Here is a 25,819-nt window from a genome sequence, read left to right as displayed (position 1 = left end):
CTACTTATGGTTGTTCCCGCGCGGCAAGATCAAGCTGCCGGGCACGTTTTCCGCGGAAATAGGATTTTACCCACGGCTCGTCGCTTTTCATCATGTCCTCGATGGTGCCCTCCACCAGCACTTTCTTGTTTCCGAGAACAGCGATGCGGTCGCAGGCGGTAAACAGCGAATCGAGGTCATGGGTGACCATGTAGACCGTCAGGTCCATGGTGTCGCGCAGCTTGACCACCAGTTCGTCGAACTCGGCGGCGCTGATCGGGTCGAGCCCCGATGTCGGCTCGTCGAGGAACACGATGTCGGGATCAAGCGCCAGCGCGCGTGCCAGTGCGGCGCGCTTTACCATGCCGCCCGACAGTTCCGACGGGTATTTGCGCGCCGCATCCGGCGGCAGGCCGACCAGCTCGATCTTGAGCATGGCCAGTTCGTTCATCAGCTTCTTGGGCAGGTCCAGGTACTCGCGCATCGGCACCTGCACGTTTTCCAGCACGGTCAGCGCCGAAAACAGCGCACCATGCTGGAACAGCACGCCGAGCCGCATGTCGATCCGCAGACGCTCGACATCGCTCGCCTGCTCCACATCGACGCCGAACAGGCGGATGGTGCCCGACTGCTTCCTGTTGAGGCCGAGGATGGTTCGCAGCAGCACGGACTTGCCCGCGCCGGAAGCCCCGACGAAACCGAGGATTTCGCCGCGCCTGATGTCGAGCGACAAATGATCGAGAATGATCTTGCCGGAAAAACCGACCGTGATATCGCGCGCAGACAGGACGATGTCCTGCTGGTCCTGGTCCCTCGCTGCCTCGGTTGCCGGCATCGCGCTCAAAACCCGACCGCTGCGTAGAACATGGCGAAAAGGCCATCGAGGATGATGACGACGAAGATCGACTTCACCACTGAGGCGGTGACGTGCTCGCCCAGCGATTCGGCGCTGCCGCCCACCTTCATGCCCTCGACGGAAGCGATGATGCCGATGATCATCGCCATGAACGGCGCCTTGATCAGGCCGGCGAAGATCGTGCTGGTGTCGATGGCGGCGCGCAACCTGTCGAGGAAGGCGGCCGGCGGGATATCGGAATAGAGATAGGCCGCGAAGATGCCGCCGCCGAGTGCTGCGAAATTGGCGACGATGGTGAGGCAGGGCAGCGCGATCACCAGCGCGACGAGGCGCGGGAACACCAGCACGCCGATCGGGTTGAGGCCGATGACCTTGAGCGCGTCGACCTCCTCGCGCATCTTCATCGAGCCGATCTCGGCGGTGATCGCGCTGCCGGAACGGCCGGCGATCATGATCGCCGTCATCAGCACGCCCATCTCGCGCAGCACCAGCACGCCGACGAGGTCGACGACGAAGATGTCGGCGCCGAAATAGCTCAACTGGTAGGCGCCCTGCTGGGCGACGATGGCGCCGACGATGGCCGACATCAGCACCACCACGGGGATCGCGCCGACCCCCATGCGGTCGATCTGGTTGAAGATCGCGGCCGGATTGACGGCATGGCCGCGGCCGAGCTTCATCTGCGCGCCGCGGATCGTGGCGCCCAGGATGTTCATGCCGGACAGGAAGTCGTCGCGCATCTCGTAGACGCGCCGTCCCACCGCCTCCAGCGCGCGGATGACGATATTCGGCACGGGTTCCGGCCCGCTGTCCTTCTCGCGCCGGCCCGCCTCGCCGACGGCGTCGAGCAGGATCGAGGTGATCTTGCTTTCGCCCTCGATTCGGACCTCCCCGCCGCCCTTCCTGAAGGCGCCGGCCAGCCGGTCGATCAGCCAGGCGCCGGCCGTGTCGATCTTCTCGATACCGGAAAGATCGAGAGAAAGCGCACCGGACCCGCCGCGCTTTTCGAGCTTGCGCATATCGGCATCGACCAGCGCAATGGTGCGCGTCGTCCATGTTCCGGACAGGCCGCAGGCGAGCACGCCGTCCTTCTCCGCCACCGCGATACGCGGCTGGTGGTTGGCGGCGGCGCTGCCGGTCGTGCTTGCGTCCCGTTTGCCGATGGTCAACATGGCCCCTTGTTTAGCCCGGCGAATCGGGGCTGTCGATTTGGCGACGGTGCTGTTGTCGCATGGCCGGAGAAGAAAAACATGGCGCGTGTCATTTCGGTCGAAGCGCAATCCTTTCCGATCGCGGGCGTCTTCACCATTTCCCGCGGCTCGAAAACCGAAGCCGAGGTTATCACCTGCACGATCCGCGAAGGAGATAATTCGGGGCGCGGCGAATGCGTTCCCTACCGGCGCTATGGCGAAACCATGGAGGGTGTGCAGGCGCAGCTCGCCGCCATGCGCACAGCGGTGGAGGAAGGCATCGACCGCGTCACCCTGGTCGAAGCCATGCCGGCGGGCGCGGCCCGCAACGCCATCGATTGCGCGCTGTGGGACCTGGAAGCCAAGACCAGCGGCATCCCGGCATCGGTCCGGCTCGGGACGTCTCCCGGCCCGCTCGAAACCGCCTACACGCTGTCGCTCGGCGAGCCCGGCGCGATGGCCGCGCAGGCACGTGATAACGCCTCCCGACCGCTGCTCAAGGTCAAGCTCGGCGGCACCGGCGACGACATCGCCCGCATCCGCGCGGTGCGGCAGGCAGCCCCTGGAAGCCGGCTCATCCTCGATGCCAACGAAGGCTGGACGGACGAAAACATCGTCGCCAACATGCAGGTGGCAGCCGAACTCGGCGTCGCCCTCATCGAGCAGCCGCTGCCGGCCGGCAAGGACGGGATCTTGCGCAGGATTCCCCGCCCGGTACCGATCTGCGCCGACGAAAGCGTGCATGTGGCGGCCGATCTGCCCGGGCTCACCGGCCTCTACGACGCCGTCAACATCAAGCTCGACAAGTCCGGCGGGCTCACCGCCGCGCTGGCGCTGCGCGACGAGGCGCGCCGGCTTGGCTTCGGCATCATGGTCGGCTGCATGGTCGGCACGTCGCTGGCCATGGCGCCGGCGGTGCTGCTGGCGCAGGGCGCGGATTATGTCGATCTCGACGGCCCGCTGCTCTTGGCGCGCGACCGCACGCCGGGACTCATCTACAAGGGATCGCTCGTCTCGCCGCCTGTGCCGGCGCTGTGGGGTTGAGCGCGTCTAGGCTGCTGCGATCGCCAGCGCATGGCCGCGCGCGTTCTCGCGCAAGGCGTCGAGGTGGATCGACCTGACCAGCCCGGCCAGGTCGCCCTCGGCCGCCTGCCCGCCCAGTTCCTTCAGCATCAGCCAGCTCACTTCCTGGACGCCGGCCGTGCGCTTGCCGTTGGCGACCTCGCGCCAGATTTTCAACGCGCGCAGGATGATGGCGTGCGTGGCGGTGGCGAGGCCGGCGCTGCGCAACAGCGCATGCAGCGCCACGTCCTGCCCCGAGGCAAGCAGCGCCCTCACCCGCTGTTCCGACTGCCGCGTCAGCGCCACCAGCGCCGAGCCGAAGAAATCGACCTTGCCGTGGGCGACGGCGCGGATGATGAAGCTGGCGGTCAGGTCGCCGCGCAGGCGCAGATGCTCGATCAGCGCGGCATGCTCGTCCACGCGCACATTCTCGATCAGCGTCAGCGACGCCTTCACGCAGGCGTCGCGCATGATCCGCTCGGCCCGGGCGGCGCCCATCAGCGCCAGTACCAGCGGAGAGTTCTTCAGCGTCTCGCCGAGCTTGACCAGCAGCATATGCCGGCAATCGGCTGGCAGCCGCGGATCGGCGACCAGCGCCTCGCGCAAGGCCGGCACATGGCCGTGGCGCTCGGCCATGCGGCGGAAGCTGAGCGAGGCGATCGCTGCATCACTGTTGGCGAGCAGGGCCGCGCACGCCTCCTCGTCGCCGATCTCGGCAATCGCCGCCGCCAGCGCCATGGAAACGGCCGGGCGGCCGGCGATCAGCACCTGCGTTGCCTTCTGGCTGGTGGCGACACGGTCGATCAGGTCGGCATCGGTCAGGAGCGGCGAACGCGCCAGGACGAAGGCCGCCACTTCCGGCTGGTCGGAAGCGAGCGCCGCGATCACCTGCACCGGCGCGTGATGGCTCATCGACAGGGCCTCCGCCATGGCCTGGCGAACCTTGGAAGACGGATCGTCGAGCAGCAGCGTCAGCGCCGCTTCCGCCGCGCAGCGATCCTCGAAAGGTAGATCGGCGCCGACATAGGCATGGGCAAGGGCGCTCGCCGCCGCCGCCCGCTCCGAGACCCGCGCGGTGTCTATCCATCTCAGGAAATGCGAAACGATCGTCATGCCCACGCCACCTAGCCAAACCCCGGGGAGACGCTAGGCGCAAAACATTTACAAACGGTTCACCATATCCGTTAAGAGATGGGCTTGGCCAAGCTTGCGGCTTGCCGAGGCCGGGCCTATCAAGCGGAGAGAAGGAGACCGACCATGGCTGGGCTTTATCTGGAAGACTTCGTCATCGGCCACACTTTCCGCCACCCGTTGCGCAAGACGGTCACCGAGAGCGACAACATGCTGTTTTCGGTCATGACGCTGAACCCGCAGCCGCTGCACATCGACTTCGACTTCGCGGCGAAGACCGAGTGGGGGAAGCCGCTGGTCAACTCGCTGTTCACGCTCGGGCTGATGATCGGCATTTCGGTCAACGACATCACGGTCGGCACCACGCTCGCCAATCTCGGCATGAAGGAAACCGTCTTCCCGCATCCGGTCTTCCATGGCGACACCATCCGCGTCGAAACGACGGTAATTTCGGCGCGCGAATCGAAGTCGAAACCCGACCGCGGCATCGTCGAATTCGAGCACCGCGCCTATAACCAGGACGACGCGCTGGTGGCCAAATGCACGCGCCAGGCGATGATGCTGAAGAAGCCCGCCTGATGCGCTCGCTGCTGTTCGTCCCCGGCGATTCGGAAAAGAAGCTGGCAAAAGGCTTTGCCTGCGGCGCGGACGTGCTCATCGTCGACCTGGAGGACTCGGTTTCCCTGCAGAACAAGGCAGAGGCCCGCACGATCGCGGCAGGCTTTCTTGCCGCGCTGGAGCGCGAGCCGCGGACCACGCTCTACATACGCGTCAACGACCTTTCCACCGGCCTTACCGACGACGACCTTGCTGCCCTGATGCCGGCCCGCCCGGATGGCATCATGCTGCCGAAGTCGAGCGGAGGGCAGGATGTCCAGCAGCTTGCGGTAAAGCTGAGGGTATATGAGGCCGAAAACGGCATCGACGACGGCCACACGAAAATCCTCCCGATCATCACCGAGACGGCCCGGGGCGTTTTCGCCGCCGCCACCTATGCGGGCGCGAGCGAGCGGCTTGCGGGTCTGACCTGGGGCGCGGAAGACCTCTCGGCCGCCATCGGCGCCAGCACCGCGCGCGGCGAAGACGGTCGCTACACCGAGGTTTTCCGCCTCGCCCGTTCCACGACCATTCTCGCCGCCTCGGCGGCGGAAACGGCCGCGATCGACACGGTGTTCACGGATTTCCGCGACATGGATGCCCTGAAGGCCGAATGCCTGGAAGCCGAGCGCGACGGCTTCACCGGCAAGATGGCGATCCACCCGGCACAGGTGCCGGTCATCAACGCCGCCTTCACGCCCTCGGCCGAAGCCATAGCCCACTCGGCCGCGATCATCGAAGCCTTCGCGGCGGCGGGCAACCCGGGCGTCGTCGGCATTGGCGGCAAGATGGTGGACCGCCCACACCTGAGGCTCGCCGAACGGCTCCTGGCGCGGGCGAAGGCGGCCGGCGTCTACCCGGCGAAAGGCCCCGAATAGTCGGCGTAGAGCGTGGCCGGATCGGGGCGCTGCCGCTGCGGCGGCACGTCGTTGTAGGTGCCGATATGGACGAAGCCGACCACCCGCTCCTGCGGCGAAAGCCCGAGGATCGCCCTGCCCTCCGGCACGTCCGAATACCAGTTGGTGATCATGTTGGTGCCGTAGCCAAGCGCATTGGCCGCCAGGATAAGGCTCATCGCCGCCAGTCCGCCCGACAAAAACATCTCCCATTGCGGGATCTTGGCGCTTTCCTTCGGGCTGGAGACGACGCCGATGACCAGCGGCGCGCGCGAAAAGCGCGTCAGTTCCTGCTCGTGGCGGGCGTCCGGCAAGGGGCCTTCGCGCTGTTCGGCCAGGGCGGCCAATTTCTTGCCGACCTCGATCTGCGCCTCGCCCCGGTAGAGGATGAAGCGCCAGGGCGCGAGCCTGCCATGGTCGGGCACGCGGGAAGCAACCTCGATCATGGTGGCGATCTCGTCGTCGCCTGGCCCCGGCGCGCGCAGTTCCGCGATCGGCACGGAGCGCCTGGCCAACAGGAAATCGATGATCGGCGACGTCATATATTCAAAACCTCTGCTGATTGTTGGGGCCGAAGCGGGCTTGGCCGGCTTCGGCCGTGGCGCGAATGCGCTGGCGAATTAGCCTTGAAATTGCCACCGCCTTGGGCTTCAACGCAAGCATGATTGAGGGGATTTCTCGCCTTCTGCCGATCGTGCTCGGCGCGGCCATGGCCGCGGCCGGCGGTTTTGCCGCGCAAGCGCAGGACCATGACGGACTCGACAAGCTGAAGCTGCCGGGGCTTTCCGGCTATGCCAACCCGACGCACCAGGGGCCGCTGGCGACAGGCAACGGCGAAATCACGCTCAGCGCCCAACTGACCGACAAGGGCGCCGACATCACGCGCGGCATGGTGTGGCGGGTCTTCCGGCCTACGCCCGACCAAAGCGGCAAGCTGCCGCTTGTCGCCTCCGCCCATGGCGGCGTCGCCAAATTCGACCTCGAGCCGGGCAGCTATCTCGTCCACGCCGCCTATGGCCGGGCCGGCGCCACCAAGCGCATCACGGTTGGCCGCGAATCGCGGCGCGAGACACTGGTGCTCGATGCCGGCGGTCTCGAGCTCGACGCGATCCTTTCCGGCGGCGCGCGCATCCCGCGCGAAAAACTGCGCTTCTCGATCTATGAAGGCCATTCGTCGACCGGCGACGACAACGGCAACCTGATCGTCCCCAATGTCCGGCCCCAGACGGTCGTGCGGCTGAACGCCGGCACCTATCACGTCGTTTCCAACTATGGCGGGGTCAACGCCGTCATCCGTTCCGACATCCGCGTCGAGGCCGGGAAGCTGACCGAGGCGACCGTCGAGCACCACGCGGCCGAAGTGACGCTGAAGCTCGTTCGCGAAGCGGGCGGCGAAGCCATCGCCGACACCTCGTGGTCGGTTCTCAACGGCTCCGGCGACCCGATCAAGGAATCGGTCGGCGCGTTCGCGCCGATGGTGCTGGCCGAGGGCGACTACACCGTCGTCGCCAAGAACCGCGACCGCATGTACCAGCGCGATTTTACCGTGCAGGCGGGAAAGAACGAGGAAGTCGAGGTCATCGCCTCGGAAGACACGGCCATCGACCCCGAGGAAGGGGCCGACTAACGGCCGCAGAACAAGCGCGAACGGGAACGAAAAACGGCGGCCGCTTCATACGGCCGCCGTTTTTGTGAGCCTTGTCAGGCCGAAGCCTGGCGCTGCAGGTCCGGCGGCACGGCTTCTTCGCGAAGCGCGCCGATCGCCTCGGCAAGGCCGAGCGAATGCTGGTCGCGCGAGCCCAGCCGGCGGATGTTCACCGTCTCTTCTTCGGCCTCGCGCCTGCCGCAGACGAGCAGGACCGGCACCTTGGCCAGCGAATGCTCGCGGACCTTGTAGTTGATCTTCTCGTTGCGCAGGTCCGCTTCGGCCGACAGGCCCGCCGCCTTCAGCTTGCGCACCACCTCCATCGCGTAGTCGTCGGCGTCCGAGGTGATGGTGGCGACCACCACCTGCAGCGGCGCGAACCACAGCGGCATCTGGCCGGCATGGCTCTCGATCAGGATGCCGAGGAAGCGCTCCAGCGAACCGCAAATGGCGCGGTGCACCATCACCGGCTGCTTCTTTTCCGAATCCGAGCCGATATAGAAGGCGCCGAAACGCTCCGGCAGGTTGAAGTCGACCTGCGTGGTGCCGCACTGCCACTCGCGGCCGATGGCGTCGCGCAGCGTGTACTCGAACTTCGGCCCATAGAACGTGCCCTCGCCTTCGTTGATGCCGGTCTTGATGCGATTGTCCTCGCGCGCCATGCGGGCGAGCGCACGCCGCAGGATATCCTCGGCGTGGTCCCAGGCCGCATCGGTGCCAACGCGCTTCTCCGGCCGCGTCGCCAGCTTCACCACCACTTCCTCGAAGCCGAAGTCCTTGTAGACCGACATCATCAGGTCGTTGATCTTGAGGATTTCCGCCTCAAGCTGGTCCTCGGTGCAGAAGATGTGCGCATCGTCCTGCGTGAACGCGCGGACACGCATGAGACCGTGCAAGGCACCGGAAGCCTCGTAGCGGTGGACGTTGCCGAATTCCGCAAGGCGGATAGGTAGATCGCGGTAGGACTTCAAGCCATGCTTGAAGATCTGCACGTGACCCGGGCAGTTCATCGGCTTCAGCGCGAAGATGCGCTGGTCGGCTTCCGGGTCATCGGGATGGGTGAAGGCGTGCGCCGACTTCACCGCGAACATGTTCTCCTGATACCAGCCCCAGTGGCCGGACGTCTCCCACAGGCTCTTGTCGAGCACCTGCGGGGCGTTGACCTCCTGATAGTCGTCGCCGAGGCGGCGGCGCATATAGGCGATCAGGTTCTGGAACATCTTCCAGCCCTTGGCGTGCCAGAAGACGACGCCCGGCCCTTCTTCCTGGAAATGGAACAGGTCCATCTCGCGGCCAAGCCGGCGATGGTCGCGCTTCTCGGCCTCTTCCAGCATGTGCAGATACTGGTCGAGCTGTTCCTGGTTGGCCCAGGCGGTGCCGTAGATGCGCGTCAGCATCGGATTGTTGCTGTCGCCGCGCCAATAGGCGCCGGCCACCTTCATCAGCTTGAAGGCGTTGCCGATCTGGCCGGTAGAGGCCATGTGCGGGCCGCGGCACAGGTCGAACCAGTCGCCCTGATGATAGATCTTGAGGTCCTGGTCCTCCGGGATCGCCTCGACCAGTTCGACCTTGTAGGCCTCGCTCTTGTCGCGAAACACCTGCTTGGCCTTGTCGCGCGACCATACTTCCTTGGTGAACGGCTTGTTGCGCTGGATGATCTCGCGCATCTTCTTCTCGATCACCGGGAAATCTTCGGGCGTGAACGGCTCGTTGCGGGCGAAGTCGTAATAGAAGCCGTTCTCGATCACCGGGCCGATGGTGACCTGCGTTCCCGGCCACAATTCCTGCACCGCCTCGGCCAGCACGTGCGCGCTGTCATGGCGGATCAGTTCCAGCGCGCGCGGGTCGTCGCGGGTGACGATCTCGACCTTGCCGGATTGCTGCAACGGGTCGGAAAGATCGCGCAGCTCGCCATCGAAGGTGTAGGCGACGGCTTTCTTGGCCAGCGACTTGGAAATGGATTCGGCAAGGGCGGCGCCGGTCATGGCGGCGTCGTATTCGCGCACCGAGCCATCGGGAAATGTGAGGGAAACGTTCGACATCTTCTTCTCCTGTCCAGTCCCGCAAACGAGCGCGGGTGGGTTCGACGCGGCGCCACACGCGCCGCTGCCGGTCTGATAGTGTCAGTTCATGCCGGAGTAAAGGCGCGCGCAGGCATCGCCACGCCAAAGCCCTGCCTCAGGGCGCTTCCACGGTGATGCAGTCGAGCTTTCTCTGCTTGAGCACGGAACAGGCCCAAGCGGCGGCCTCGCTGTCCGCGAAGCCTTCGAAGCGGGCGCGATAGAGCGTCTTGCCGCCGCGCCTGGTCGGCTCCACCTGCGCTACGGCGTCGGCATGAAGGGAACGGACCAGGCCGCTCGCCCTGTCCAGCAGCGCGCGCGCCGCACCCTCAGTCGGCAGGGCGGCGATCTGGATGCTCCAGGCCGAAAAGGCCGGCACGGCAAAGCCGCCGTCGCCCTGCTCGATCGGCGCTTCTTCGGCCATCGCAAGCTCGACGGCCGACCGGGGCGTCGGCAGCGGCACCCGCGCGGCAATCGGCGGCGACGCCTTGGCCTTGGTCTTGCGGAAACGGTCGAGCAGGGCCGCCATGCGGTTATCGCGCTGGCGCGCCGTCTTGCCGCCAAGCACCGCCCCGATCAGATGGCCGCCGTTGACGTTGAGCGAACTCACCAGATTGAAACCGGCAGCGCTCGTGTAGCCGGTCTTGATGCCGTCGACGCCGTCATAGCGGTACATGAGGTTGTTGTGGCCCCGCCGCCGCTTGCCGCGAAAGACGAAGGAGCGCTGCGAGAACAGCCGGTATTCCTTCGGAAAATCACGCTGCAGGGCAAGCCCGAGCAAGGCCATGTCGCGTGCCGTGGTCGTCTGCCTGCGTCCGTCGGTCAGGCCGGACGGGTTGGTGAAAACCGTATGCTTCAGCCCCAGTCTCTTGCCCTTGCGCGTCATCAGCCGGCCGAAGGCGGCTTCGGAGCCGGCCAGGTGCTCGCCGATGGCCGCTGCCGCGTCGTTGGCGGAAACGACGATCATGCCGTTCACCGCCTCCCTGACGGTGATGGAACTGCCGGGCTTGACCCAGAGCTTGGTCGGAATCTTGCGGGACGCGTTGCGCGACACCACGATCCGGTCGTTCCAGTGCAGGCGGCCGTCGCGGATCGCCTCGAACACCAGATAGATGGTCATCATCTTGGCGAGCGAGGCCGGCGGCTGGACGCGGCGGCCACCGTCCTCCCCAACGAAGACGCCCCTGTCGGCATCGAGCACTGCCCACGAGGTCTTGGCCATGGCTGCGCCGGCGCTGAGCACCACCGCCCCCGCCACGGCCAATGCGGCCAAGCCGCGACGGAGCCGCCTGCGCGCACAACCAACCAGCATCCACCTCTCCCCGATCGAAATCCGCTTATGGGAAAACAAAAATCTGCCGAAACCGCAAAACGGACGCGGCTTCCGGCCCCACTATGGTAACGGTTCGCTAATAAAAAATGAGCGCAATATTAACGATTGCCGCCGGCCCTGCGGCCGATCTCGCGGTAGCGCCAGGGCGTGAACCAACGATAGCGCGGCGAAAGCACCTCGGCGACGTTGTCGATGCCGCTGGTGCCGCCGGGGCCGCAGCGTGCCACCCGGAACAGGCCCATCCAGCCGCCGGCCCACAGCCCATGCCTCGCGATCGCCTCATAGGCATATTCCGAACAGGTCGGCATGTGCCGGCAGGAATTGCCGACGAAGCCGGACAAGGTCAGTTGATAAAGCCGCACCAGGGCCGTGCCGAGCACCCTGCCCGGCGTCTTGCGCCAGGGACCGCCCCAGTTGCGGGAATAAGCCTTGTGCCGGTGCTGGTAGTGTTCGTTCATGACGCCTCCGCCACATCATAAGCCCTTCGCAGCCGCCATGCGAGGCCGCCTTCACCGTCAAATTTTATCGAACAGTGAGTGCTGTTCGTTCAGTTTGAACATCAGCGCCGCCGATCCTATCTTGCTCGTCAAACAGTTCGGCGCGTCACAGGAATCATCCGGCGAAGCGCCCTCACGCGACCGGCTCGACCGGAAACCCGCGGAACGAGAATGACCATGACCAAAGCAATTGAATTCGGGATGGACACCTTTGGCGACGTCACGGTCGATGCCGACGGCAAGCTGCTGTCGCAGGCGCAAGTCATCCGCAACGTCGTGGACGAAGCCATCCTCGCGGACGAGACCGGCGTCGATTTCATCGGCGTCGGCGAGCACCACCGCTCCGATTTCGCGGTTTCGGCGCCCGAGGTCGTGCTGGCAGGCATCGCGACGCGCACGAAACGCATCAAGCTGGGCTCGGCCGTCACCGTGCTGTCTTCCGACGATCCGATCCGGGTGTTCGAGCGGTTCTCGACCGTCAACGCGCTGTCGAACGGGCGCGCCGAAGTCATCCTCGGCCGCGGCTCCTTCACGGAGTCCTTCCCGCTGTTCGGCTACAAGCTCAACGACTACGAGGTCCTGTTCAACGAAAAGCTCGACCTGTTCGCCGCGCTGCTGGAAAACGGCCCGGTGGACTGGGAAGGCCAGCTGCGGCCGCCGCTCAAGGGGGTCACCGTGCATCCCGAGATCGAGCATGGCCGGCTGAGCGCCTGGATTGGGGTCGGCGGCAGCCCGGAATCGGTCGTGCGCTCGGTCCACTACAAGATCCCGATGACGCTCGCCATCATCAGCGGCGACCCGAAGCGCTTCCTGCCCTTCGTCGAGCTCTACGGCAGGGCGCAACAGCAGATGGGCACCGGCCCGATGCCGCTCGGCGTGCATTCGCCCGGCTACGTGGCCGAAACCGACGAACAGGCGCGCGAGGAACTGTGGCCGGGCTACAAGGCCATGCACGACCGCATCGGGCGCGAACGCGGCTGGCCGGAGACGACCAAGGACAGCTTCATCCGCGAGATCGAGCACGGCTCGACCTATGCCGGCTCGCCGGAAACGGTGGCGAAGAAGATCGCCGCGACCGTGCGCGCGCTGGGCAACGACCGCTTCGACCTGAAATATTCGTCTGGCACCACGAGCCACGAGAAGATGATGAAGAGCATCGAACTCTACGGCACCAAGGTCATCCCGATGGTGCGCGACATGCTCTCGCAAAAGGAAAAAGCGGCTTGAAGCCGATCCGACAAAGCCGGGAGGCGGCTCAGGCCGCCTCTTCGGCCTGCCTCTTCTCGATCTGGTCGAGACAGTCCACCACCGCGTCGAAGGTCAGCATGGTGGACGCGTGGCGCGCCTTGTAGTCGCGCACCGGTTCCAGATATTTCAGGTCCGCGAACCGGCCTTCCGGCGGCGGCCCGTTTTCCTTCAGCATCTTCTGCATGGTCTGTCGCACCGCGCGCAATTCCTCGGCGCTCGCGCCGATCACATGCCGCGCCATGATCGAGGACGACGCCTGCCCCAGCGCGCATGCCTTCACATCGTGGGCAAAGTCGGTGACGACGCCGTTTTCCATCGAAAGGTCGACCGTGACGGTAGAGCCGCAAAGCTTGGAGTGCGCCTTCGCCGTCGCGTCGGGGTGTTCGAGCCGGCCGATGCGTTCGATATTGCCGGCAAACCCGAGAATTTTCGCATTATAGATGTCGTCGATCACGATCCCGCGCTCCCGCGCCGCCGGATGAGCAGCGATTGCCGCTTGCACATCTTTCATTCGCGACGCCGATCTCTATATAATGCTCATGGTCCGGGAACGACAAGGCAAACGCAGCGTCTATTGACCGGAACCATGTCACGCCGCTTTCGGGCCCATTTCAGGAGATCCGTAAAGGCTGTGGTCCGTTCAACTCGTCCCTCCACCGAGGGGGACTACGGGAGACACCTTCTATGGATGCCGTAATCAAGAAATTCTCGTCGCAGACCGACAAGCCCGAAACCCACGACAAGGGCCGGCCGAGCCAGGCCGAGGTGGAAGCCGCGGTGCGCGTGCTGCTGCGCTGGACCGGCGACAATCCGGACCGCGAAGGCCTGCTCGACACGCCCAAGCGCGTCGCCAAGGCCTATCGCGAAATGTTCTCCGGCTACCACATGGACCCCGCCGAGGAACTTGGCCGCACCTTCGAGGAGGTGGCGGGCTACAACGACCTCGTCATCGTCAAGGACATCGAGTTCCATTCGCACTGCGAGCACCACATGGTGCCGATCATCGGCAAGGCGCACGTCGGCTACCTGCCCGACGGCAAGGTCGTCGGCCTGTCGAAGATCATCCGCGTGGTCGAAATCTTCGCTCATCGCCTGCAGACGCAGGAAGCCATGACCGCGCAGATCGCCGGCGTCATCCAGGACGTGCTGAAACCGCGCGGCGTCGCCGTCATCCTGGAGGCCGAGCATATGTGCATCGCCATGCGCGGCATCCGCAAGCAGGGTTCGACGACGCTGACCTCCACCTTTACGGGCGTGCTCAAGGACAACCCGGAAGAACAGGCGCGCTTCATCAACCTCGTTCGCGGCGCCAAATAGACCAGCCAGGAGAAGGGCCGGCGATGACGGTACTGAATTTCCCCCCGGCCCCGAAGGACAAGAGCGAACTGGAGCAAGGCAGCGTCTTTTCGCCGCGCTTCGACGCCAATGGCCTCGTCACGGCCGTCGTCACCGACGCCGCCGACGGCATGCTCCTGATGGTCGCCCACATGAACGCCGAGGCGCTGGCGCTGACACTGGAAACCGGCGTCGCGCACTATTGGTCGCGCTCGCGCAAGGCGCTGTGGAAGAAGGGCGAAACCTCCGGCAACGTGCAGGAAGTCGTATCCGTGCTCACGGATTGTGACCAGGATGCCGTCTGGCTGCGCGTGAATGTGTTGGGCCACGACGCAACCTGCCATACCGGGCGGCGTTCCTGCTTCTACCGGACGGTGGAAATGGCCGATGGCCAGGCCAAGCTTACCATGGACGGCGCAAAGCCGCTGTTCGACCCGCAAAAGACGTATCGAAGCATCTAGCCGACAGTCTGGTGCAACCTGAACCAATGTTCACTGTTTCGACACGCCAACGATGCTAGGGTGAACATGGGACAAGGAGATCGTGATGCTCGACTGGGCGTCATTGCGCAGTAAACCAGACCTGAAGGAGGCCAACGGCCCCGCCTCGGCCGGAGGCGTCGCCGTTACCCGCAGAGCCGGAAAAACCGGAATAGCCCTGGCGCTGGGCGGCGGCTGCGCGCGCGGCTGGTCGCATATCGGCGTCCTGCGCGCCATGGACGAAGCCGGCATCGAGATATCGATGATCGCCGGCACCTCGATCGGCGCACTCGTCGGCGGCTGCTATCTCGCCGGCAAGCTCGACCAGCTCGAGGAATTCGCCCGCAGCCTGACCAAAAGGCGCATTTTCGGCCTGCTCGACCTCAATCTGCGCGGCAACGGCCTGTTCGGCGGCATGAAACTCGACGCACGCCTGCGCGATCGCCTCGACGGCACGCTGATCGAGGACCTGCCCAAACCCTTCGTCGCCGTCGCCTCCGAAATCCGCACCGGCCACGAGATCTGGCTGACCAGCGGCTCGCTGGTTACCGCCATGCGCGCCTCCTATGCGCTGCCCGGCGTGTTCGAGCCGGTGACCTGCAACGGCCGCACCCTGGTGGACGGCGCGCTGGTCGATCCGGTGCCGGTTCCGGTCTGCCGCGCGTACGAGCAGCCGCTGGTCGTCGCCGTCAACCTGGCCTACGACAATTTCGGCCGCTCGGCGGTGATCCGGCACAATGCCGGAGAACTGGCCGTGGCGAACATGGCGCCGGCCTCGCCGCGCGCGCAAAGCGAAGCGGAAGCCAAGGAAAGCCGCCTCGGCATCACCGGCGTGATGGTCGATGCCTTCAACATCATCCAGGACCGCATTTCACGGGCAAGGCTCGCCGGCGACCCGCCCGATCTGTCGCTCTACCCGAAGCTCGGCCATATCGGCATGACCGAATTCCACCGCGCCAGCGAAGCGATCCAGATCGGCTACGAGACCACCATGGTGCAGATCGCCGAGCTCGAACGGCTCCAGGCGACGCTCTGACCTTCAGGCAAGCGCCGCGTCGATGATGCGCAACTGCACGGTGCGGCTGCCGTTCCAGTAGTTTCCCGACAGGGATCCGGCGACGTGGACCAGTTGGCCACGGTTGCCGAGCAGGAAATCGCCCAGCGCGGTATCGGCCGCCCGGAACGCGATCGCCTGTACGCGCCCGCCGCTCTGCGATTGCAGTTCGACGCGAATGTGGTTCGTCCCGACCAGGCGCGCATCGGCCAGCCGGTGGCGCGGCAGCACGAAAACCGGCGCCACATGGCCGGCCCCGAACGGCCCGGCCTTTTCGAGCGAATCGAGCAGGTCGAGCGTCGCCCCCTCGGCCGCGAGCGCCGCGTCTATCGACAGCGCCTCCTCGCCCTGGAGACGAAAAACGTCTTCGGCGGCGTGCTCCTCGAAGAACGCCCGCAGCGCGCCGAGCTTGTCCCGCTCCACGGTGATGCCGGCCGCCATGGCGTGGCCGCCGCCCTTGACCAGCAGTCCGGCCTCGGCGGCCGCGCGCACCAGTCGGCCGAGATCGAAACCGGTGATCGAGCGGCCCGACCCGGTACCGGTGCCGTTGGCATTGAAGTGAACCGCGAAGGCCGGCCGGCGCGCGTGGTCCTTCAGCCGCGAGGCCAGAAGGCCGACGATGCCCGGATGCCAGCGGTCGCTGGCGGTGACGAGCACGGCGGGGCCGGCACCCCCGGCGATTTCGGCATCGGCCTCGGCGCGCGCCTCGGCCAGCATCTCCTGCTCCATCGCCTGCCGCTCCTGGTTCAGGCGGTCGAGCGTCTCGGCGATGGTGCGCGCCTCGACCGGATCGTCGGTGGCCAGCAGCCGGCTGCCCAGCGCCGCATCGCCGATGCGCCCGCCGGCATTGATGCGCGGCCCGATCAGGAAGGCGAGATGGAAGGGACTGACCGGTTCACCGATGCGCGCCACCTGCGTCAACGCGGCCAGGCCGACGTTGCGTTGCTGGCGCACCACCTGCAAGCCCTTGACGACAAAGGCGCGGTTGACGCCGGTAAGCGGCACCACGTCGCAGACCGTGCCGAGCGCGACCAGGTCGAGCAGGGCAAGCAGGTCTGGCCGGGGCGCGTCGGGCAATCGCTCGCGCAGGCTTTTTGCCGTCTGCACCAGCGTCAGGAACACCACGCCGGCCGCGCACAGATGGCCCTGCCCGGAAAGGTCGTCCTCGCGGTTCGGGTTGACGACGGCGCTCGCCGCTGCCGGCAGCGCGCCGCCGACCTGATGATGGTCGAGCACGACGACATCGGTCCCCGCCGCCTTCGCCGCATCGATGGAAGCGGCGCTGTTGGTGCCGCAATCGACCGTGACGATCAGGCCGGCCCCGCGCGAGACGAGTTCGCGCATCGCGTCGGGATTAGGCCCGTAGCCCTCGAAGATACGATCGGGAATGTAGATTTCCGACTGGATGCCGAAATGGTCGAGAAACCGCTTCATAAGCGCCGAGGACGCGGCCCCGTCGACATCGTAGTCGCCGAAGATCGCCACCCTTTCTCCGGCGACGACCGCATCGGCGATCCGCGACGCCGCCTTCTCCATGTCGGTCAGCGAGGTCGGATCGGGCAAGAGGTCGCGGATGGTCGGGTCGAGAAACCGCTCAGCCCCCGCGGCATCGACGCCGCGCCCGGCCAGCACCCGCGCCACCACGTCGGGAACGCCGAGCGCCTGCGCGATGGCCAGCGCGCCCATGTCCTGCCGCTCGGTCAGCCGGTGTTGCCAGGAAACACCGGTGGCCGAGCGCCGCACATCGAGAAAATACCGCTTGTCGCCTCCCACGCCGGCAGGCCGCCCATGAATCGTCATGCCCTACAATAGGCGACGCTCTCCCGGGAAGGTACTGGAATTTGCCGCCCTGATCGGTTGGCGGATCAATACCAGCGCCGGTCGTGCGAATTGGACGCCTGCCCGGCGAGCATTCCCAGGACAAAGCCGAGGACGCCGCCGAGAACCAGCGCCGAGGAAACGGTGCCAGGGTTTTCCTGGACGGCTTCTGAAACCGTCTGTGCCCTGTTGCGCAGTTGCTGCGCGGCCCTCGATGCGCTGTCGGAAGCGCTGCTGACCCAGCCCGAAGCTTCCTCCGAGACTTCCTCGGCCCGCGCCGCCAGGGCCTTGTTGATCTTGTTCATCTCCCGGCGAAGCTCGGCGATCTGCTTCTTCATGGCTTCCTGGACATCGTCGGCCTTGGGGGTGTCGACCATTTAGAATTCCTTTCCTTGTCTCATCATCGCGAAAACGGCGACTGCCTGCTTTGGTTCCACCCGGCGAGGGATCAGAAAACAGCCAGGTATTTCAGCAAGGAAATGATACCGATCACGATAACGACGATCTGCACGATCTGGCGTGTACGCCCGTCCAAGGGCAACCGTTGCACGAGGTAAAGAACCAGAATGATGACGAGAAACGTGATCAGAACGCTGATCAAAAGACTTGCGGCCATTTATCCCTCACTTGAATGATACTTCAAACAAGGGAGATAACGGCATTCCCGGGCCGAAAGTTCCACAGCAGGGGCACGGCCGTGCCCTGCAATCCACTTCACCGCCCAGAAATGAGCTTCATCAGCCGGCCCGCTCGATACGGATGACCTGCGGCTTCGAAGTCAGGTGACCGTCCCTGGTTACGTTGTCGACGGCCTTGCGCACCGCCTGCTCCGTAGTTTCATGCGTGACCAGGATGACGGTCTTCTGCTGGGCGGCGCCCAGCCCGTCGGCATGCTGGACGATCGATTCCAGCGAGATGTCGTTCTCGGCCATGCGCTTGGCGATCGCCGCGAAGACGCCGATGCGGTCATGCACGGTCAGCCGGATGAAATAGCCGCCGGCATGCGCGCGCATCTGCGCTTTCTTGTAGGGCACCAGCTCCTTCGCCGGCCGGCCGAAGACGGGTCCGTGCTGGAAGCCGGGGCGGCTCTTGGCGATGTCGGCGATGTCGCCGATGACGGCCGACGCGGTGGCGTTGCCCCCTGCCCCCGGCCCCGACAGCAGCAGTTCGCCCAGAATGTCGGTCTCTATCGCGACCGCGTTGGTCACGCCGTTGACCTGCGCGATGACGGAAGCGGTCGGCACCATCGTCGGATGCACGCGCTGCTCGATGCCGCTGTCGGTGCGCTGGGCGACGCCGAGCAGCTTGATCCGGTAACCGAGTTCGCCCGCGGCCCGGATGTCGGCCTGCGTGATGTTGGAGATGCCTTCCAGATAGATGCTGTCGGCGGCGATCTTCGTGCCGAAGGCAAGGCTGGTCAGGATGGAGAGCTTGTGGGCGGTGTCGTTGCCTTCGATGTCGAAGGTCGGATCGGCCTCGGCATAGCCGAGCCGCTGCGCGTCCTTGAGACAGTCCTCGAAGGAAAGGCCCTCGGCCTCCATGCGGGTGAGGATATAGTTGCAGGTGCCGTTGAGGATGCCGAACACGCGCGAAATGCTGTTGCCGGCCATCGCCTCGCGCATCGTCTTGATGACCGGGATGCCGCCGGCCACCGCCGCCTCGTAGTTCAGCAGCACGCCCTTCTTCTCGGCGATCTCGGCCAGCGCCACGCCATGCTTGGCAAGCAGCGCCTTGTTGGCGGTCACCACATGCCGCCCGGCTTCCAGCGCCGCCTTGACGCAGGCCCGCGCCGGGCCTTCGTCGCCGCCGATCAGTTCCACGAAAACGTCGATGCCGTCGGCCTGGGCAAGCTTTACCGGATCGTCGAACCAGCTGGCAGTGCCAAGATCGATGCCACGCTCGCGCCTGGGATCGCGGGCCGATACGGCGACCACCTCGATGGCGCGGCCGCACTGGCGGGCAAGTTCCGCCGCCTTGTCGTGCAGGACGCGCACCACCGAGGCCCCGACCGTGCCCAATCCGGCAATTCCAACACGCAATGCTTCGGCCATGACTGGCGGCGTCCCCTATTCGAATTCGGCAAAATGCGGCAAGGCTGGCTCAGCGATGAGCGGAAAGCGGCACCACATTGTCGGTTGGCTTGGCGCTCGTCGACAGGAAGCGCTTGATGTTGCGCGCGGCCTGGCGGATGCGATGCTCGTTCTCGACCAGCGCCACGCGCACGAAATCGTCCCCGTATTCGCCAAAGCCCACGCCCGGCGCCACCGCCACGTCGGCATGCTCGATCAGGAGCTTGGAGAATTCCAGCGAGCCGAGATGGCGGAATGCCTCCGGGATCGGCGCCCAGGCGAACATCGAGGCCGCCGGCGCCGGAATGGCCCAGCCGGCGCGGCCGAACGCATCGACCATGACGTCGCGGCGCTTGTGGTAGACCTCGCGTACCTCGGCGATGTCGGAGCCATCGCCGTTCAGCGCAGCGGTAGCGGCGACCTGGATCGGCGTGAAGGCGCCGTAGTCGAGATAGGACTTTACCCGGGTCAGCGCCGAGATCAGCCGCTCGTTGCCGACGGCAAAGCCCATGCGCCAGCCCGGCATGGAAAAGGTCTTCGACATCGAGGTGAATTCGACCGCGACATCCATCGCGCCCGGCACCTCGAGCACGGACGGCGGCGGGTTGCCGTCGAAATAGATCTCGGAATAGGCAAGGTCGGAAAGGATGATGAGGTCGTTCTTCTTCGCGAAGGCCACCACGTCCTTGTAGAAGTCGAGCGAGGCGACCAGCGCCGTCGGATTCGACGGATAGTTGAGGATCAGCGCCAGCGGCTTCGGGATCGAATGCTTGACGCCTCGCTCCAGCGCCGGGATGAAGCCGTCGTCGGGCTCGACCTGCATGGAGCGGATGACGCCGCCCGACATGATGAAGCCGAAGGCATGGATCGGATAGGTCGGGTTCGGGCACAGCACCACGTCGCCCGGCGCGGTGATCGCCTGCGCCATGTTGGCGAAGCCTTCCTTCGAGCCGAGGGTGGCCACCACCTGGGTGTCGGGATTGAGTTTCACGCCGAACCGGCGGGCATAGTAATTGGCTTGGGCCTTGCGCAGGCCGGGAATGCCGCGCGAGGAGGAATAGCGGTGCGTGCGTGGGTCGCGCACGACCTCGCACAGCTTGTCGACGATGGCCTTGGGCGTCGGCAGGTCGGGATTGCCCATGCCGAGGTCGACGATGTCGGCCCCACGTGCCCGCGCGGCTGCCTTCAGCCGGTTGACCTGTTCGAAAACGTAAGGCGGCAGGCGGCGAACCTTGTGAAATTCTTCCATGACGAATCCCGGCAGCAGACGTCGAGCGAAACAGGCGGAACCCAGCGTTCCGACCTGTCGCGGGCTATAGACTCATTTGCAGGTCGGGTCGAGTGCGGGATCGCACTTGCCTTCGATTTGCTTGAGCGCGTCGCCGGCGTGATTCCTGGCCAGTTTGTCCAGCGCGGCCGCGTCCGCCGCCTCCGTCGTCACGCCCGGCGAAGCCGCCGCCCGGTCCCGCACGGCCTTAAGCTCCTTGAGCTTGGCGTCCCTCTCGGCATCCGTGAACTGTTGCGCCGCGACTTCCGGCTTGATGTTCAGGTTGGGATAGGTCCCGGTGTCGCGCGCGCCCTGCGCCACGGGAACCGCCTCGCCGGCCGCGCTGCCGCCGCCGCAACCGGCGACCGCCAGCCCCGCCGCCAGCACGGCCGCGGTGACCGCGACGCGGCAAAATCCGGCGCCTGAAAAGAGGGCATTCCCCGTACGAATGGTCATATTGTTTCCCTGGCGATCAAGGTAGTGCGTATTGGACCGGGCTTGCCGTCCCGTGATAACATGGCAACATCAGCGACGGGAGGAAACACTTAATCCTATGGGAAAGGCAAGCGACCCGCACAAGACGCCCGACGCCGAAATCCCGTCCGTCGACCAGTATGTGGTGAAGGACCCGGAAAGCTTCGCGCTCAACGTGGCGCGCATGGTCGAGCAGGCCGGCAAGGCCGCCTCCGCCTGGGCCCAACCGCGCGAGCGCGGCGAAGTGCGCGACCATGTCGCCGAACCGGCGGCCGACATGGTCAAGACGTTCTCCAAGCTCACCGAATACTGGCTTTCCGATCCGCAGCGCGCGCTCGAAGCGCAGACGCGTCTTTTCGCCGGCTACATGGGCGTGTGGGCGAACGCCGTGCAGCGCGCCAGCGGCAATGACCAGCCCGACGACGCGGTCCAGCCCGAGCGCGGCGACAAGCGGTTCCTGGACCCCGAATGGGGCCGCAACGCGTTCTTCGATTTCCTGAAGCAGACTTATCTCGTCACCTCGCGCTGGGCTGCCGATCTGGTCGAACACGCCGAAGGCCTGGACGAGCATACCCGCCACAAGGCCGGCTTCTACGTCAAACAGGTCTCGAACGCCATCTCGCCGTCGAACTTCATTCTCACCAATCCCGAGCTGTTTCGCGAGACGGTGGCCTCGAACGGCGAAAACCTGGTGCGTGGCATGAAGATGCTGGCCGAGGACATCGCCGCCGGCAAGGGCGACCTCAAGCTGCGGCAGGCCGACAGCGCGACCTTCGAAATCGGCCGCAATCTCGCCGTGACGCCCGGCAAGGTGGTGGGGCGCAGCGACGTCGCCGAAATCATCCAGTACACCCCCGCGACCGAAACGGTGCTGAAGCGGCCGCTGCTGATCTGTCCGCCATGGATCAACAAGTTCTACATCCTCGACCTCAACCCGCAGAAATCCTTCATCCGCTGGGCGATCGAGCAGGGCCATACGGTGTTCGTCATCTCGTGGATCAACCCCGACGAGCGCCATGGCGCCAAGGATTGGGAGGCCTATATCCGCGAGGGCCTGCAATATGGCCTCGACATCGTGGAGACGGCTACCGGCGAGCACGAGGTCAATGCCATAGGCTACTGCGTCGGCGGCACGCTGCTGGCGGCGGCGCTGGCGCTGCTGGCGCAGGAAGGCGACCACCGCATCCGCTCGGCCACCCTGTTCACGACCCAAGTCGACTTCACCTATGCCGGCGACCTCAAAGTGTTCGTCGACGAGGACCAGGTGGCCGCCGTCGAGCGGTCGATGAACGAAAAGGGCTATCTCGACGGCACCAAGATGGCGACGGCCTTCAACATGCTGCGCTCCGGCGACCTGATCTGGCCCTATGTCGTCAACAACTACATGCGCGGCAAGGACCCCCTGCCCTTCGACCTGCTTTACTGGAACGCCGATTCCACCCGCATGGCCGCCGCCAACCACTCCTTCTACCTGCGCAACTGCTATCTCGAGAACAACCTGTCGCAAGGCCGGATGGAACTGGGCGGCCGTACCGTGTCGCTCGCGGACGTCACCATCCCCATCTACAACCTCTCCACCCGGGAAGACCACATCGCCCCGGCACGCTCGGTCTTTCTCGGCAGCCGGTTTTTCGGCGGCGACGTCGAGTTCGTGATGGCCGGCTCCGGCCATATCGCCGGCGTCGTGAACCCGCCGGCAGCGGGCAAATACCAGCACTTCACCGGCGGCAAGCCCGTCGGCGAATTCCAGGACTGGGTCGCGAAAGCGCAGGAAAACCCCGGCTCCTGGTGGCCGCACTGGCAAAACTGGATCGAACGCCAGGACAACCGGCGCGTTGCCGCACGCATGCCAGGCGACAACCTGACAGTTCTCGGCGACGCGCCGGGAAGCTACGTGAAGGTGCGCGTGTAACATTCTGTAATGTGCGGTGAGTTGACGGGTCGCCAAAAGCTGGCGAAAGGTAGCGTCAATACACGGGCGGCCCGAATCTGCGCGTTTTTGCGAATTTATTTCGGGGGTTGCCTGTTTGACACAGGTCTGGCTTCCGGTTTTTGGAGCCTGGCGTTTCCGACGGGCATCGCTTCAACGGCCGACGACTAGGCATGGCGCCGACAGTGAGGGGAACTGTAGTTTGAAACCAGCAGGATCGCGCCTTGCGAAGGGGAAGGGCCGCGCCGTTCTGGCCGCGCTTTTTTCCGTGCTCCTGGCCTCCTGCACCTCCACCAGCATGACCGAGATGTCCACCGGCATGCCAGGCTACGCGGCGAATGCGCCGACAGCCGCCGCGTCCGAGGCCTCGCCCGACGCCGTCGCCTCTTCCGAAGCGCCCGCCGCAACCAGCGAACAAACCCTCATGACGGCCGAAGGCAATACCGAATTGCCGGCCGAAGTCGCTTACCTGCCCACGCCCAGCCCCGGCGCCGGCTTCATGGTCGCCGAAGCGGCCGGAGCCGACACCATTGCAGGCAGCACGCCGGCGCCCTTGCAGGCCGGCGCGCAGCAACCGGCCGCCCAGACCGCCGCCGCGGCGTCCGCGCCGCAGCCCGAGGCTACGCAGCCGTCGGCCGCCTCGAACGATACCGCGCTTGCCGCCGCCAGCGAGACGCCAAAGCCGCAGCCGCAGGCTTACGCCGCACCGAAGAAGAAGGGGTTCCTCGCCTCGCTGTTCGGAGGCTCGCGCACGGAAGCGCCCGCTCCTGCCGTGGTCGAGATCAACCCGGCGCGAGAGGCGGTGAAGCCGGTCCTGGCTTCCGTCGAGGTCAGCGAGAAGCCGCTCATCGTTGATGCCAACGAAATAAACCGCGCCTCGATCAACGGCTCGTTGCCCGGCGTGCGCCAGACGGCCCTGTTCGAGATCAGGCGCAAGTCCGGCATCGACGACGAAAGCGACGTCGACCTGCATGAAGACGAAGGCGCCGGTCTCTATCAGGTAGCGTCCGCCGCCGGGCTGGCGCGACTGGCGCCCAACGGCCTGCTGAAGCAGACCGAAAGCGTCGACGTCGCCTGCCTGAAACCGTCGCTGGTTCGCGTCCTCAAGATGATCGAGGCCCGCTACGGCAAGAAGATGATCGTCACCTCCGGCTTCCGCGACCCGAATCGCAACCGCCGCGCCAATGGTGCGCGCAACTCCCTGCACATGTACTGCGCGGCAGCCGACGTCCAGATCCCCGGCGTGAGCAAATGGGAACTGGCGAGCTACGTGCGCTCCATGCCCGGACGTGGCGGCGTCGGCACCTACTGCCACACCGAATCGGTGCATATCGACGTCGGCCCCGAGCGCGACTGGAACTGGCGCTGCCGTCGCCGCAAATAGCTTTTATCGCACGCAAAGCAGGCAATGCCGCCGCTGACCGGCCCTGTTACGGCCGGGAACGGCTGGTCTTTGCAAGCGCGGCGCCTGGCTGTGGAAAAAAGTTGCATGAAGCGCGGCAGACGGGTTGCCCGTTTGCATTCGCCCCACTATAAGCCGCTGCAACTGAGCGCGCCCATCGTCTAGCGGTCAGGACACCGCCCTTTCACGGCGGCGACACGGGTTCGAGTCCCGTTGGGCGTACCAGTCTTTCCATGGACTCACGAATGCCGGGCGTTGCAGAAGTTTCTGCCAACGGCTCGCTTGTGCGCGATCTCGTCTCTTGCGGCTTTGGCGACCAGCGCTGGCCTTGCTTGCCTGCGCGGCATTTTCACCGCCCGACCGATCCCTGCCCGTCAGAAGCCGGCAGGCGCTGACCGTTGCAGGGTGGGCTTGCCGCCCTTGAGCCGATAGATGGCCAGGCGCCGCTCGACACGGCCGTCCGGCCCGAAGCGGAAGACGCCGGTGGCGCCGGCGAAACCGGCCGAGCCGCGCAGGGCGTCGGCCGATATGGTCTGGCCGCCCTTCGTCCGGGCAAGGCCCGCGGCGACGGCGACGGCATCGAAGCCATACGCCGCTTCAAGCGACAGCGGCCGCCCGTAGGCCTGCTCGAAACGCTTTGAAATCCGCTTCAGCGACGTCTGGTCAATCAGCGCCAGCAGCGAACCCTCCAGCGCCGGCTCGCCATAGCTGCCGCTTGGCCAGGCGTGGCTGCCCAAGAACGGAACCTGCGCACCCAACCCGCCGCGCTGCCGCAGCGCCGGTGCCACGACGCTCGGCGCCTCCGCGCCAAGCAGCAGCATCGCCTGGGTCTCCCCAAGCTTTTCCAGGCTTTTCTGACCCGCGCTGGAACCGGGATCGGTCACGATCCCCAGCAGTTGCGCCCCGCCCTTCGTCATGCCGGCGCGCAAGCGCTGCTCCTGCGCCTTGCTCAACGGGCGTGTCGCCACCACCATGACCTTCGACTGGCCCTGGCCTGCGGCATAGGTCGCGGCCTCCAGCGCCGCATCGATCTCGTCCGAGACGATGGCCACGCTTCCCGGCTGGGGCTCGCTGCCCAGAAGCACGACGGCCGGATTGGCGGCCACGCCCTTGAAGGCCTTGCCGAGCGACGGCGAGCCGATGAGAAACCGCGTATCCGCGGCCAGCTGCCCCTTCACCTGGGCAGCGGTATCGCCCGGTTTTCCGCGAAGGTCATGTACCGTCAGCGCCAGGGTGCCGCCGCCGAGCGCCTTCGCCGCCAGCAGGGCGCCATCGCGATAGTCATCCGCGGCCCCGCCCATGCCGGCATCCATGAACAAGGCGATCTGCGCGCCCTGCCCCGCGCTCGGCGGGTCGACAGGCGTCGAGGCGTCCGCAGGCGGCGCTACGCTTTCGAGCGCCCCCGAGGGGCTCGACGACTGGCAGCCGGAAAAAACCGCAAGCGCCGTCAACAGCGCAAAGACAGTGCCCGCACGACCGAAGAGCGCCCCCATGCGG

Annotated in this window: 25 protein-coding genes and 1 tRNA gene; 11 read left to right on the top strand and 15 right to left on the bottom strand. The window is 65.8% G+C overall.

Features of this window, described 5'->3' with window-relative positions:
* Positions 1-4: 4 nt before the first annotated feature.
* Positions 5-814: an ABC transporter ATP-binding protein gene (locus ACFOHJ_RS02365; protein WP_378218138.1), complete on the bottom strand. Its 810-nt coding sequence runs from the start codon at positions 812-814 to the stop codon at positions 5-7.
* 5 nt (positions 815-819) lie between these two features.
* Positions 820-2,007 (bottom strand): MlaE family lipid ABC transporter permease subunit, encoded by a 1,188-nt coding sequence (locus ACFOHJ_RS02360; protein ID WP_378218136.1) that lies wholly within the window; start codon positions 2,005-2,007, stop codon positions 820-822.
* 78 nt (positions 2,008-2,085) lie between these two features.
* Between ACFOHJ_RS02360 and dgcA the strand changes: the two genes are divergently transcribed.
* The gene (dgcA, locus tag ACFOHJ_RS02355; protein ID WP_378218134.1) at positions 2,086-3,069 is read left to right on the top strand and encodes an N-acetyl-D-Glu racemase DgcA; all 984 of its coding nucleotides are present in this window, start codon (positions 2,086-2,088) and stop codon (positions 3,067-3,069) included.
* A gap of 6 nt (positions 3,070-3,075) precedes the next feature.
* Here the strand turns inward: dgcA and ACFOHJ_RS02350 are convergent, their stop codons facing one another.
* A complete protein-coding gene (locus tag ACFOHJ_RS02350) occupies positions 3,076-4,200 on the bottom strand; it encodes a DUF2336 domain-containing protein (protein WP_378218132.1) in 1,125 nt (374 codons plus the stop codon).
* Between the two features lie 144 nt (positions 4,201-4,344).
* On the opposite strand from ACFOHJ_RS02350, the gene ACFOHJ_RS02345 reads away from it, so the two are divergent.
* The gene (locus tag ACFOHJ_RS02345) at positions 4,345-4,797 is read left to right on the top strand and encodes a MaoC family dehydratase (RefSeq protein WP_378218130.1); all 453 of its coding nucleotides are present in this window, start codon (positions 4,345-4,347) and stop codon (positions 4,795-4,797) included.
* On the top strand, positions 4,797-5,693 hold the full coding sequence (locus tag ACFOHJ_RS02340) for an HpcH/HpaI aldolase/citrate lyase family protein (protein WP_378218128.1): 897 nt from the start codon (positions 4,797-4,799) through the stop codon (positions 5,691-5,693). The genes ACFOHJ_RS02345 and ACFOHJ_RS02340 overlap by 1 nt, the downstream gene beginning before the upstream one ends.
* On the opposite strand, the gene ACFOHJ_RS02335 is transcribed toward ACFOHJ_RS02340, so the two are convergent.
* Positions 5,669-6,253, bottom strand: coding sequence for a nitroreductase family protein (locus tag ACFOHJ_RS02335; RefSeq protein WP_378218126.1), 585 nt, complete (start codon positions 6,251-6,253; stop codon positions 5,669-5,671). The two genes, ACFOHJ_RS02340 and ACFOHJ_RS02335, sit on opposite strands and share 25 nt — an antisense overlap.
* A gap of 119 nt (positions 6,254-6,372) precedes the next feature.
* On the opposite strand from ACFOHJ_RS02335, the gene ACFOHJ_RS02330 reads away from it, so the two are divergent.
* Entirely contained in the window at positions 6,373-7,338 is a 966-nt protein-coding gene (locus tag ACFOHJ_RS02330) for a hypothetical protein (protein WP_378218124.1), read from the top strand.
* Positions 7,339-7,412: 74 nt separating this feature from the next.
* Here ACFOHJ_RS02330 and thrS read toward each other — a convergent pair whose 3' ends face one another.
* The 3 genes from thrS to yidD all read right to left on the bottom strand — a co-directional run bounded on the left by thrS (position 7,413) and on the right by yidD (position 11,207).
* The gene (gene thrS, locus ACFOHJ_RS02325; RefSeq protein ID WP_378218122.1) at positions 7,413-9,398 is read right to left on the bottom strand and encodes a threonine--tRNA ligase; all 1,986 of its coding nucleotides are present in this window, start codon (positions 9,396-9,398) and stop codon (positions 7,413-7,415) included.
* Between the two features lie 136 nt (positions 9,399-9,534).
* Positions 9,535-10,728: a serine hydrolase gene (locus ACFOHJ_RS02320; protein WP_378218120.1), complete on the bottom strand. Its 1,194-nt coding sequence runs from the start codon at positions 10,726-10,728 to the stop codon at positions 9,535-9,537.
* Between the two features lie 119 nt (positions 10,729-10,847).
* The gene (yidD, locus tag ACFOHJ_RS02315; protein ID WP_378218118.1) at positions 10,848-11,207 is read right to left on the bottom strand and encodes a membrane protein insertion efficiency factor YidD; all 360 of its coding nucleotides are present in this window, start codon (positions 11,205-11,207) and stop codon (positions 10,848-10,850) included.
* A 216-nt stretch (positions 11,208-11,423) separates the two neighbouring features.
* On the opposite strand from yidD, the gene ACFOHJ_RS02310 reads away from it, so the two are divergent.
* On the top strand, positions 11,424-12,473 hold the full coding sequence (locus ACFOHJ_RS02310) for an LLM class flavin-dependent oxidoreductase (RefSeq protein WP_378218117.1): 1,050 nt from the start codon (positions 11,424-11,426) through the stop codon (positions 12,471-12,473).
* A 28-nt stretch (positions 12,474-12,501) separates the two neighbouring features.
* On the opposite strand, the gene ACFOHJ_RS02305 is transcribed toward ACFOHJ_RS02310, so the two are convergent.
* Positions 12,502-12,948, bottom strand: coding sequence for an iron-sulfur cluster assembly scaffold protein (locus ACFOHJ_RS02305; RefSeq protein WP_378218397.1), 447 nt, complete (start codon positions 12,946-12,948; stop codon positions 12,502-12,504).
* 230 nt (positions 12,949-13,178) lie between these two features.
* Here ACFOHJ_RS02305 and folE point away from each other — a divergent pair, with 230 nt between their 5' ends.
* The 3 genes from folE (at position 13,179) to ACFOHJ_RS02290 (ending at position 15,344) form a co-directional block, all read left to right on the top strand.
* Positions 13,179-13,811 carry a GTP cyclohydrolase I FolE gene (gene folE, locus ACFOHJ_RS02300; RefSeq protein ID WP_378218115.1) on the top strand — a complete coding sequence of 211 codons (633 nt, stop codon included), beginning with the start codon at positions 13,179-13,181 and terminating at the stop codon, positions 13,809-13,811.
* 23 nt (positions 13,812-13,834) lie between these two features.
* Positions 13,835-14,290, top strand: a complete 456-nt coding sequence (hisI, locus tag ACFOHJ_RS02295; protein ID WP_378218113.1) for a phosphoribosyl-AMP cyclohydrolase — start codon at positions 13,835-13,837, stop codon at positions 14,288-14,290.
* An 85-nt stretch (positions 14,291-14,375) separates the two neighbouring features.
* Positions 14,376-15,344 carry a patatin family protein gene (locus tag ACFOHJ_RS02290; protein ID WP_378218111.1) on the top strand — a complete coding sequence of 323 codons (969 nt, stop codon included), beginning with the start codon at positions 14,376-14,378 and terminating at the stop codon, positions 15,342-15,344.
* Between the two features lie 3 nt (positions 15,345-15,347).
* Here ACFOHJ_RS02290 and recJ read toward each other — a convergent pair whose 3' ends face one another.
* From recJ to ACFOHJ_RS02260, 6 genes are all read right to left on the bottom strand, one after another.
* On the bottom strand, positions 15,348-17,162 hold the full coding sequence (gene recJ / locus ACFOHJ_RS02285; RefSeq protein WP_378218109.1) for a single-stranded-DNA-specific exonuclease RecJ: 1,815 nt from the start codon (positions 17,160-17,162) through the stop codon (positions 15,348-15,350).
* A 65-nt stretch (positions 17,163-17,227) separates the two neighbouring features.
* Positions 17,228-17,557, bottom strand: a complete 330-nt coding sequence (locus ACFOHJ_RS02280) for a hypothetical protein (protein WP_378218107.1) — start codon at positions 17,555-17,557, stop codon at positions 17,228-17,230.
* A gap of 71 nt (positions 17,558-17,628) precedes the next feature.
* On the bottom strand, positions 17,629-17,796 hold the full coding sequence (locus tag ACFOHJ_RS02275) for a Thivi_2564 family membrane protein (RefSeq protein ID WP_378218105.1): 168 nt from the start codon (positions 17,794-17,796) through the stop codon (positions 17,629-17,631).
* Between the two features lie 121 nt (positions 17,797-17,917).
* Positions 17,918-19,231, bottom strand: coding sequence for a homoserine dehydrogenase (locus ACFOHJ_RS02270; RefSeq protein WP_378218104.1), 1,314 nt, complete (start codon positions 19,229-19,231; stop codon positions 17,918-17,920).
* Between the two features lie 49 nt (positions 19,232-19,280).
* On the bottom strand, positions 19,281-20,498 hold the full coding sequence (locus ACFOHJ_RS02265) for an LL-diaminopimelate aminotransferase (RefSeq protein ID WP_378218102.1): 1,218 nt from the start codon (positions 20,496-20,498) through the stop codon (positions 19,281-19,283).
* A gap of 72 nt (positions 20,499-20,570) precedes the next feature.
* The gene (locus ACFOHJ_RS02260) at positions 20,571-20,972 is read right to left on the bottom strand and encodes a hypothetical protein (protein ID WP_378218100.1); all 402 of its coding nucleotides are present in this window, start codon (positions 20,970-20,972) and stop codon (positions 20,571-20,573) included.
* 97 nt (positions 20,973-21,069) lie between these two features.
* Here ACFOHJ_RS02260 and phaC point away from each other — a divergent pair, with 97 nt between their 5' ends.
* The 3 genes from phaC to ACFOHJ_RS02245 all read left to right on the top strand — a co-directional run bounded on the left by phaC (position 21,070) and on the right by ACFOHJ_RS02245 (position 24,547).
* Positions 21,070-22,902 carry a class I poly(R)-hydroxyalkanoic acid synthase gene (phaC, locus tag ACFOHJ_RS02255; RefSeq protein ID WP_378218099.1) on the top strand — a complete coding sequence of 611 codons (1,833 nt, stop codon included), beginning with the start codon at positions 21,070-21,072 and terminating at the stop codon, positions 22,900-22,902.
* A gap of 220 nt (positions 22,903-23,122) precedes the next feature.
* Positions 23,123-24,304: a YcbK family protein gene (locus tag ACFOHJ_RS02250; protein WP_378218097.1), complete on the top strand. Its 1,182-nt coding sequence runs from the start codon at positions 23,123-23,125 to the stop codon at positions 24,302-24,304.
* Positions 24,305-24,472: 168 nt separating this feature from the next.
* Positions 24,473-24,547: transfer RNA gene (locus ACFOHJ_RS02245), tRNA-Glu, on the top strand.
* A gap of 149 nt (positions 24,548-24,696) precedes the next feature.
* On the opposite strand, the gene ACFOHJ_RS02240 is transcribed toward ACFOHJ_RS02245, so the two are convergent.
* Positions 24,697-25,819, bottom strand: a 1,123-nt coding sequence (locus ACFOHJ_RS02240; protein ID WP_378218095.1) for a hypothetical protein, incomplete at its 5' end; no start/stop codon positions are given.

This window comes from Aquamicrobium soli (assembly GCF_042646345.1).
In the GTDB taxonomy this organism is placed as follows: Bacteria; Pseudomonadota; Alphaproteobacteria; order Rhizobiales; family Rhizobiaceae; genus Mesorhizobium; species Mesorhizobium soli_A.
The sequence above is the reverse complement of the archived record's forward strand: the minus strand, read 5'-3'. Positions and strand labels throughout refer to the sequence as shown.